The organism is Gracilimonas sp. (assembly GCF_035704785.1).
GTDB lineage: Bacteria > Bacteroidota > Rhodothermia > Balneolales > Balneolaceae > Gracilimonas.
In genome coordinates, this window is sequence record NZ_DASSWP010000076.1 from 1 (window position 1) to 9,876 (window position 9,876).

Annotated in this window: 8 protein-coding genes; 5 read left to right on the forward strand and 3 right to left on the reverse strand. The window is 40.1% G+C overall.

The features are described 5' to 3' along the window. The 4 genes from VFM80_RS04335 to mtnA all read left to right on the forward strand — a co-directional run. Nucleotides 1-2,247 (forward strand): HD family phosphohydrolase (locus VFM80_RS04335; RefSeq protein WP_395069915.1); only part of this gene is annotated, 2,247 nt, incomplete at its 5' end. Nucleotides 2,248-2,249: 2 nt separating this feature from the next. Continuing rightward, nucleotides 2,250-3,161, forward strand: coding sequence for a site-specific tyrosine recombinase XerD (gene xerD, locus VFM80_RS04340; protein ID WP_395069917.1), 912 nt, complete (start codon nucleotides 2,250-2,252; stop codon nucleotides 3,159-3,161). 124 nt (nucleotides 3,162-3,285) lie between these two features. Further along, entirely contained in the window at nucleotides 3,286-4,971 is a 1,686-nt protein-coding gene (gene ggt, locus VFM80_RS04345; protein ID WP_395069919.1) for a gamma-glutamyltransferase, read from the forward strand. A 110-nt stretch (nucleotides 4,972-5,081) separates the two neighbouring features. After that, nucleotides 5,082-6,128: an S-methyl-5-thioribose-1-phosphate isomerase gene (mtnA, locus tag VFM80_RS04350; protein WP_395069921.1), complete on the forward strand. Its 1,047-nt coding sequence runs from the start codon at nucleotides 5,082-5,084 to the stop codon at nucleotides 6,126-6,128. On the opposite strand, the gene VFM80_RS04355 is transcribed toward mtnA, so the two are convergent. The 3 genes from VFM80_RS04355 to ytxJ form a co-directional block, all read right to left on the reverse strand. Then, nucleotides 6,121-6,354: a hypothetical protein gene (locus VFM80_RS04355; protein ID WP_395069923.1), complete on the reverse strand. Its 234-nt coding sequence runs from the start codon at nucleotides 6,352-6,354 to the stop codon at nucleotides 6,121-6,123. The two genes, mtnA and VFM80_RS04355, sit on opposite strands and share 8 nt — an antisense overlap. Before the next feature lie 31 nt (nucleotides 6,355-6,385). Further along, nucleotides 6,386-7,990 carry an ATP-binding protein gene (locus VFM80_RS04360; RefSeq protein WP_395069925.1) on the reverse strand — a complete coding sequence of 535 codons (1,605 nt, stop codon included), beginning with the start codon at nucleotides 7,988-7,990 and terminating at the stop codon, nucleotides 6,386-6,388. Nucleotides 7,991-8,152: 162 nt separating this feature from the next. Further along, nucleotides 8,153-8,545 carry a bacillithiol system redox-active protein YtxJ gene (gene ytxJ / locus VFM80_RS04365; protein WP_395069927.1) on the reverse strand — a complete coding sequence of 131 codons (393 nt, stop codon included), beginning with the start codon at nucleotides 8,543-8,545 and terminating at the stop codon, nucleotides 8,153-8,155. Nucleotides 8,546-8,740: 195 nt separating this feature from the next. Between ytxJ and VFM80_RS04370 the strand changes: the two genes are divergently transcribed. Next, a complete protein-coding gene (locus VFM80_RS04370) occupies nucleotides 8,741-9,445 on the forward strand; it encodes a metal-dependent hydrolase (protein ID WP_395069929.1) in 705 nt (234 codons plus the stop codon). Nucleotides 9,446-9,876 lie beyond the last annotated feature (431 nt).

A 9,876-nucleotide genomic window follows, 5' to 3' on the forward strand; every position in this document is an offset into this window, starting at 1 on the left:
GCTTTCTCACTTCCACGAAATCCTGTAAATTCCGGATTGAATTACACGCAAAGTCAACCCTGGAGAAATGCAGATTTAACTGCTCCTTTTACCTTTTCTATTAACAAAACTTCTGAAGAACTTGAGGTAGAACGGCAAGAAATTCGAGATAAAACCGCCCCCATTTTTAGAGCAGATCCAAATGCGGGCATTACTATTCAAACCAAGCTTGATTCTATTTATCGCGAGATTCAACCTGTATTAGAAGCTTACAGTGAGTGGCAAACTGCTCTACGGTCTTCTGAATCTTCAGCTGAAAGTGATAGTGTAAGTTTTAGCAATACATTACAAAATTCTGCAATCGACTTTACAGACGCTTCATGGCAAGTGCTTTTAGAAAATTTTGATGCCGTCAGTAGTTCTAATCGCGAGCCCAGTCAGTTCGTTGGTGTCCGTATCAAGCAACAGCTTGAGTCGCTGATAGATCAGTTATTAGAACAAGGTATTATCAATCAAAATAAAAGTACCCTGGAATCGGATAGAATTACTCTTCGAAATACTCGGCAAAGCACTGAACAAACGATCAATATAGCTCGTATACGTGACCTTAGAGAGGCAAATGAATTTGTGCAATTCCAATTAAATCGAATTTTCAATGAGCAGCAAACCAGGCTTGCCATGGAAATCTATAACCAGATTATAATTCCAAATCTGCGGTTTAACCAGGAAGACACCCAAGCACGCTTACAAGAAGCATTGTCTTCCATTTCTGAAACCAAGGGAGCTATTGCCCAAGGTCAAGTAATTATCCGTCGCGGAGATATAGTGAGTTCAGAAAAGGCAAATATTTTAGAAAGTCTTGCTGAAGCCCGGTCTGGTAATGCCAGTAAAGTGGAGAGATGGATTCGATTTTCCGGCCAGTTGGTTATCATTTTTGCGGTTACTTTTGTTTTCTTCATGTATATCTATCTATACCGTAGAAAGATCACTTCAGATAACGGTCTTTTCTTCCTGGTCTTCCTGATTATGGGATTAGTTTCATTTTCAGCCGGACTTATCAACTTCTTTGATGTAGCTGACCCATACATGATTCCTGTAGCTATTGCCCCTATTGTTCTAACCATTATTTTTGACTCGCGGGTAGGGCTGGTTTCGTCAATTATGTTGGCCAGCCTTTTGGGACTCATAAACAGTAGTAGTTTTGAATTTGTAATTGCCACTTTTACAGCTTGTAGTTTAGGTGTTTTTTCAGTTCGTGATATTAAAGACCGTTCTCAGTTTTTCTTTACCACCCCGGGCATTGTCATGATAACCTATCTACTAGTTATCGGAGCTTTTAATATATCTACACTGCGAGGATGGGAGACATTTTCCTCTGACCTCATGTATGTAGCAATCAGCTCTGTATTTATTCTTTTTACCTATCCTATTATTCTACTTTTTGAGAAAATTTTTGGAGTAACTACCGAGTTCACCCTTATTGAGTTAGGTGATACCAATCAACCTATTCTAAAGAAATTAATGAATAAGGCGCCGGGCACTTTCCACCACAGCCTTCAGGTAGCCAACCTTTCAGAAGCAGCAGCCTCGGCCATTGGTGCCAATTCCTTGCTTTGCAGAGTTGGAGCTTTATATCATGATATCGGGAAAATGGTTAAGCCGGATTACTTTGTAGAAAATCAAAGCAAAGGCAGTAACGAGCATGATAAGCTTAAACCGCAAATGAGTGCTATGATCATCAAAGCACATGTGAGTGAAGGGGTAAAAATGGCAGAAGAAGAAAACCTACCCGAGATCATCATCGACTTCATAAGAACACATCATGGCACTTCAGTGATTCGTTACTTTTATGAGAAAGCAAAAGAGGATGAAAATGTAAAAAGCATGCTTCATGAGGATCAATTCCGATATGAAGGCCCCCTTCCTTCAACCAAGGAAACCGGTATTCTATTATTAGCTGATGGGATAGAAGCTGCATCTCGCGCAATGAAAAACCCAACTTATAACAAACTTGAGACTCTTGTCAATCGTATGGTTGATGACCGTTTAACGGAAGGCCAACTCAGTCATTGCCCTCTGACTTTCAGGCACCTGCAAGTGATAAAAGAAACCTTTCTAAACATTCTTGTCGGGGTTTACCATAGTAGAGTGGAATACCCTGAGGATAAAAAAAGAGAAGCCGATGAAAAAGCTAAAAAGGATTCTGAGAATAAAGAGAGAACAGACAATGATAATGAGCACACGGAAAAAGCAAAAACTGACCAATAATTGTGGCATTTAAGCAAGAACTGGATCTTTATCTACAGTTTGTAAAGCTTGAGAAAGGACTAAGTGAAAACTCTGTCACATCATATAAAAATGATCTTGAACGATACTTTATATATTTAGCCACAGAAAAAAAGATCAAAGAACTGACCGGAGTAACCTTAAGTCACATAGAAGATTTTCTGAATTTTTTGGTGGATGAAGAATTACTATCCGCAAGCTCTCTCGCCCGTAATATTTCAAGTGTACGTGGTTTTCATGAATTTGCTGTTGTAGAGGGCATCACAAAAGCTAATCCTGCAGAATTGGTTGAGCTCCCCAAAAAAGCTTCTAAACTTCCGGAAGTATTAGATCGTGATGAGATCGAAGCCATATTGGAAACCCCTGACCTGACCACCCCTGCAGGAATCCGAGATAAAGCCATACTTGAGACACTTTATGGGACAGGGATGCGCGTAAGTGAACTTACAGGTTTGGAACAAGACCGGCTTATATTTGAAATAGGTTTTATCCGTGTGATTGGAAAAGGAAATAAAGAGCGCTTGGTGCCTGTTGGAGAGATCGCGCAGGACGCCATTTCTCATTATACCGAGCATATACGCCCGCAATTTTTGAATCCGGAAAAACCTAAAAAGGCTAAGAATAAAGTATTCTTAAGCATGCGCGGAAGTGCTCTTTCGAGAATGAGTATCTGGAATATAGTCCAAAAAGCTGCAGAAAAAGCTGATATTCAGAAGAATGTTTATCCGCACATTTTCAGACACTCTTTCGCAACACATTTATTGGAAGGCGGTGCCGACCTAAGAGCCGTACAAGAAATGCTTGGCCATTCATCTATTTTGACAACTGAAATTTATACACATGTAGACCGTTCGTTTCTGCATCAGGTTCATAAAGAATTTCACCCAAGAGCTTGATATGATTCCCGAAAATAAATCTTTGCAAAGCTGTCGGAAATTTTTCTTTACATAATTCGTTCACCATTCAGTCTTCAAACTGTTATTTTAACTTCGAATCTCTCAAAATCACAAATCAGGTATAATGCGTATAATTCTCTTACTGCTCACCTTCATTCTCACTTCTCATTCTCTTTCGGCTCAGGTTCTTACTTCCAAATCTTATGAAAACGGTATGGTCGTCTCTGCCGATAAGTACGCTTCTGAAATAGGCAAAGATATTCTTAAACAAGGAGGCAATGCTGTTGATGCTGCGGTAGCCGTGCAATTTGCTTTAGCTGTGACATTGCCAAGAGCCGGAAATATCGGTGGCGGTGGATTTATGGTGATCCATATGCAAAATGGCGAAACTGCAGCACTTGACTTTCGAGAAAAAGCACCTGCAAGAGCTACCAGAAACATGTATGTCCGCAATGGTGAATTTGACTCTGATCTAAGCTGGGAAGGCATTCTGGCCGTTGGTGTTCCCGGCACTGTGGATGGGATGATAAAAGCGATTGAGCGCTATGGGCGCATGCCACTTGATATGGTAATTCAGCCGGCCATTAAGCTGGCCCGCGAGGGATATCACCTGTCATACACCCAGGCCGAGGATCTCAATAATCATCAGGACACATTCAAAAAATACCAGGCCTCCGCTAAATACTTTACTGCCGATGATAACACTTTATTTGAGGAAGGGGATCTTTTTGTGCAAACTGACCTTGCTAACACTTTGGAGCGTATCGCACGTTTTGGTCGTGAAGGATTTTATTCCGGACCTGTAGCCGATGCCATCATAAATGAGATGGAGCGTTACCGTGGTTTTATTGACTATCGTGACCTTCGAAACTATGAAAGCAAATGGCGTGATCCTGTGGTGGTTGATTTTATGGATTACAAATTGCACATCATGCCACCTCCAAGCAGCGGTAGTGTAGCCATTGCACAGATATTGGAAATGATCGAAGAATACCCTTTAGCTGAAATGGGACATAATTCTGCTGATTATGTGCATTTAATTAGCGAGGCCATGCGCCGGGCTTTCGCAGATCGCTCTTTTTATCTTGGGGACCCTGATTTCGTAGATATCCCCATGAATAAATTAATGAGCGAAGAATACAACAACCAACGAATGATAAGTTTTAAGGATGATACAGTAACCTCATCTGCCACTCTTTCTCATGGCAGGGTGACCGGTTATCCCGAATCATCTGAAACCACCCACTTTTCAATTATAGATAAAGATGGAAATGCCGTAGCTGTTACCACTACTCTAAATGGATCTTTTGGGAGCCATGTATCAGTTACCGGCGCCGGTTTTTTACTCAATAATGAAATGGATGATTTTTCAGCCCAGCCCGGAGAGCCCAATGCCTATGGATTGATCGGGGCGGAAGCCAATGCTATTGAACCCGGCAAAAGAATGTTGAGCAGCATGACTCCAACCATTGTCACTAAAGATGGTAAAGTAGATATGATAATAGGCGCCGCCGGTGGCCCAAGAATAATTACAGCTACATTGCAGAGTTTTTTAAACCGTGCTGTTTTTGGGATGCGTTCCCAACAGGCTACCGCACAGCCAAGATTCCACCATCAGTGGCTTCCTGATATGCTTTTCATCGATGATTTTGGATTAAGCCCGGATACTCAAAAACTATTGGAAGAAAAAGGCCATAAAATTTTCCCGCTACCGGGAATTGGACGTAGTCATAACATCTTTATAGATCGCAACGGGCATTATACAAGTGGGGTAGATCCCAGAGGGGATGGTTATGCTTCCGGATATTAATCTCCATAACACCATATCCGCTATTTAAAGGGATTGGTTTCTTTCTTTTAAGATCATTTTCTTAAGGTTTCATAAGTACAGCTCTATATTAATAAGCAAACACTCAAAAAATGAAGCAGCCACCATACGAGTCTATTTCCTGGCAAGAGGATCATTTGGTAATTCTAGATCAAACCCAACTTCCTCTTAGAGAAATTTATTCTGATGTTAATACCATTGGTCAGGTTTGGGATGCAATTAAGAAGTTAAAAATTCGTGGAGCACCCGTTATTGGTATAGCCGGAGCGTATGGCTTATATCTTGGCGTCCGTGACTTGGAGTCCAAAAATTTCACCAGCTTTAATGTAGAACTCAATCGCTGGATCGAATATCTCAAATCATCGCGCCCAACAGCTGTCAATCTCAGTTGGGCATTGGAGCGTATCAATCAAACGGTATATGCAAATAAAGATAAAGACCTGGAGGAGATCAAAGAGATCATCCTTAAAACTGCCAAAACCATTCACGATGAAGACAAAAGGGTTTGTCAAAAAATTGGGGAGAATGGAGTAAAACTGGTAAATAAAAGAGCAAATATTCTTACGCATTGCAATACCGGAGGTCTTGCAACCGGAGCTTATGGGACAGCCTTTTCTGTGATCCTTCATGCTGATGAGGCAGATAAAGATATCCATGTTTGGGTGGATGAAACCCGTCCATTGCTGCAGGGAGCAAGACTGACAGCCTGGGAATTAAAAAAAGCTGAGATCCCCTTCCATCTTATTACAGATTCAATGGCCGGCTCATTAATGAATACCGGAAAGGTAGATATGGTAGTGGTAGGAGCTGATCGCGTAACTGCGAACGGTGATACTGCCAATAAGATAGGCACCTACTCTTTGGCAGTGCTCGCCAAAGAAAATGACATCCCATTTTATGTAGCCCTCCCCCTCTCAACCTTTGACCTTGAAAATGATACGGGTGCCAATATTGAGATCGAAGAACGTGAGCCGGAAGAAGTCACCCATCTTGGAAAAACGCCTATCACGCCTAAAAAAACTGATGCTTACAACCCCGCATTTGATATTACTCCCAACAAATATATAACCGGTTTTATTACAGAAAAGGGAATAATTGAACCGGATTATAAGAAGAACATCAAGGCTCTTTTTAACTGACCTTCTTGGGTTTCTTTGGCTCTTCAGCTATTATTCCGTCTCCTTCTTCATCTGAGAGATCATACTCACGCTCTCTGTGAATATTTATCGTGATACCTAGTGAACTCCCTATTAGAACTCCGATACCCACGGCCAGATACATATTAAAGTCTATAAAATAAATAGCTCCGTAACCTAAAAGTCCACCAATAACAATTGCTGACAGCCAAATTATAGTACTTTTCATGTAATTTATAACCTAATAATACTCCTCGGTTTCATTTATTCAGCAAAAATCTGAGCTTAAATGAGGTGGTATTAAACGATGTGTAATCAAACCGGGCATTTAATTGCTTGCTGAAAGCCCGAACTATTCGCATTCCAATACCGGTATTTTCATCAAAGTCTTCCGGAAGTCCTTTCCCATTATCAGTTACTCTCAGTACCAACTGTTCGTCATCCACAAATATTTCGATAACAACCCGTCCTTTCCCCCCTGATTCAAAACCATGTGTACAAGCATTCATTACCAACTCATTCATGATCATCGAAAAAGGAATGGCCCGTTCCATATCTAAGGTAATACCTTCTTCAGCATGCACAATAAGATCAATGTCTTTGCGGTCTTTACGAAGTGCTTGTTCTATTCGGTTACTTAATTTAATGGAATAGTTTTTCAGATCAACGTGATTAGCACGTTTAGTCTGAGACATAGATTCATGAACAATGGTAAGTGACCGTATCAGGGAATGGGAATCTTTTAAGATCTGCTCATTTGACTTATTACTGTCACTTTTAAGCTGTAATTCAAGTACAGCCAAAACCATGGTTAAGTTTGTTCTTACTCTGTCATGGATCACATTTAACAGGTCATCTCTCTCATTTAAGGCTATATTTAATTTTACCTCTTTCTCTCTCAACTCACGAGTCTGACCATCTACCTCCTCTTGAAGGGACTTATTCCAGCTTCCAACCAGATAGATACTTCCCACTCCGATAAAAAACACAAGAGAGATCGAGATCCATGTTACAATTTCAAATGACTCATTCACACTCATCATACTGTTAAATACCTGAGTGGACATTCCTGAACCCGCTATTTCTTGCTCAATGGACTGCGATCCCAATAATTTTGCGGAAATAATAAACAAAGCCAACACGATAACCACCGTTGTAATAGCAGAGTATATCCACTTTAAGGAAACTTCGTTCTTGGGAGGGATATCAAACAGCTTATTTCTGAAACGGTAAATCCAAGGTGTTAAAAAGTATAACAAAGGGCCCCCAATAACGAAGGACTGAAGAAATAAACTAACCCACCAGCTCTTCCAGATCATGAGGGTTTCGAAAAGAGGCAAACCATAAAAACGGCTCCACACAAAAGCACCCAAAGAACAGGCAAGGGCAGCGAAAAGGGACACGACCACATAGAACGTAAAGCTCTTTAACGTCCTCAGGCTTAGGTCAAATGACACACAGTAGTAGCTAAGGGCATACACAGAAAGCCCCAATGTGAAAGACATTGAATATAACAGTGACCAATACCACGCCATGGAAGCGGTAAATGCCAACACAAAAGTTGATATAAAAACAGGTATAAAGCCCCATTCAAATCCAATCCAAAAAACCAATAACATCCCAATTAACATGGGTATTTGAATTAAAAAGACCTGCCCGATCTTGTCCTGATTCAGTATCTCAGAAAACCCAAAATAATATTCGACCACAAAAACAGATGATATGCTTACCCCAATGAGTGCTATCCAGATTCCCAAAAGGCCTAAGAACTTCAAATTCGTCATACCCATTTTGCCAAGCAGATAATCCATGGTAAGGGGCTGGTATACTGTGGCATTTATACCATTTTGGTCTTTTGCCTCCATTAAAACTCCAATTTTAACTGATCTTTACTTTGTTGTGGCTGAAGCAGTTAACTGCCCCAAAAAACGAATCATGAAAATATACAATTATCAAAGGTGAAAGACATGAACCGCTAAAATAATCTGAATATGACTTTTAATCGTCCAAAAAGTATTGAAATCCCCTTATATATATGTTTGTAAAGATTCTGCATTGACCTCATGATGAGAGCCATTCCATAGTACATCTCCATTCCTGAGAATAAAAACCTGTGGAGACTCATGTTTGATCCCAAATCTTTCGGCAATAAAGTATGATAGCTCACGCTGTTTTATCACATCCACAATATAAAATTCCGCTTTTTCTTTTGTTTCTTCTGATAATCCCTGAATATTTTTAAGAGCAAAGAAACTTGTAGCACAACGGGTACTGTGTTTGTAGATCACCTGTGGTTTTTGGCCGGAGGCCTTGATGATCTCTGAAAGATTTTCCTTAGATGAAACTTTCTTCCAGTCAAGATCTGATCCGCCATCATTATCCATTCCGAAAATTCTGTTTAACGACTGAAAAAATCTCATTAAATAGTTTATTGATTTATTTTTAAAGTGGTAATAATTACTGACTACTTCAAAACAACGGTGCTTACTTTAAGATCCTGTCATTTTGGTCAATCTTATATCAGAAGTTTCAAAATTAGTGAATCATTTCTAAATATATTCCATTGTACGTAAATAGATAGAGTTAATGATTTAACGAAAAAAATAAGGAGATACATGAATACACAAATTAAAGCGCATTGGCTTGGGCATTCCGCTTTTAAATTGGAGAGTCAAAGTGGAAAGATCATCTACATCGATCCCTTTCTGAAGAATAACCCCTCCACCCCTGATGAATTGAAAGAAGTAAAAGAAGCTGATTATGTACTTCTTACTCACGGGCACGAAGATCATGTTGGAGATACTGTAGAGATCGCCAAGAACACCGGAGCCAAAGTAGTTGGAATTTTAGAACTGATCGGAATTTTGACTGATGAAGGATTACCGGAAGATCAGGGTGTAGCTATCAATAAAGGCGGAACCGTACATTTTGAGGATTTCTCCGTCACACTGGTTTCTGCAAATCACAGTTCTTCCTATCAAGGGAAATATGCAGGCGATCCCGGCGGACTTATTCTTTCGTTTGAAGATGATATTTGCGTGTATCACATGGGGGATACCAACATTTTTGCTGATCTGGAATTATATGGCGAGCTCTATCAACCACATGTTGTACTCGCCCCAACCGGTGATCATTTCACTATGGGAGCTGAAGAAGCCGCCTATGCCGTGGAAATGATAGGCTGTGAAATTGCCGTTCCATGCCATTACGGAACATGGCCTCCCATCGACAGTGACCCGAATGAATTCAAAGAAATTCTGGAAGAGATCACAGATACCAAAGTTATTATTCCTGAAAAAGGAGTAAACTTTATGGAATGAGATGAATTCTAACTCGCTCTATAAGCCACAAACCTGAAATAAGGTTTGTGGCTTTTTTTATTGCCTAACTTTATACAGAATTCAGCAATTCAGAACCCGTATAGCATTGATAAAACTTGAATTTGCTTGGTTTTTATGGGGATTTGAAATATTATGCGATGAATTAGGCGGATTAGGAAATCCACACAATCAGATGTTATCCGGCGACTTTATACGACTAACGAGACGGATAACATCTGAAAACTAACGAATAAGGCATTTAGAGCACGATTACAGGATTTTATCCACCGCTTGATAACAAACCCCTTGTTCGTATAATATTATGTTATAGAACCTTCAAAAATCATATATTCGTGATGTAGCCGGAAACATCTAAACTGCACAGCAGCTCAACTTACTCACATCTTTGTCAAAAGTGAGTGTAGCAAGCT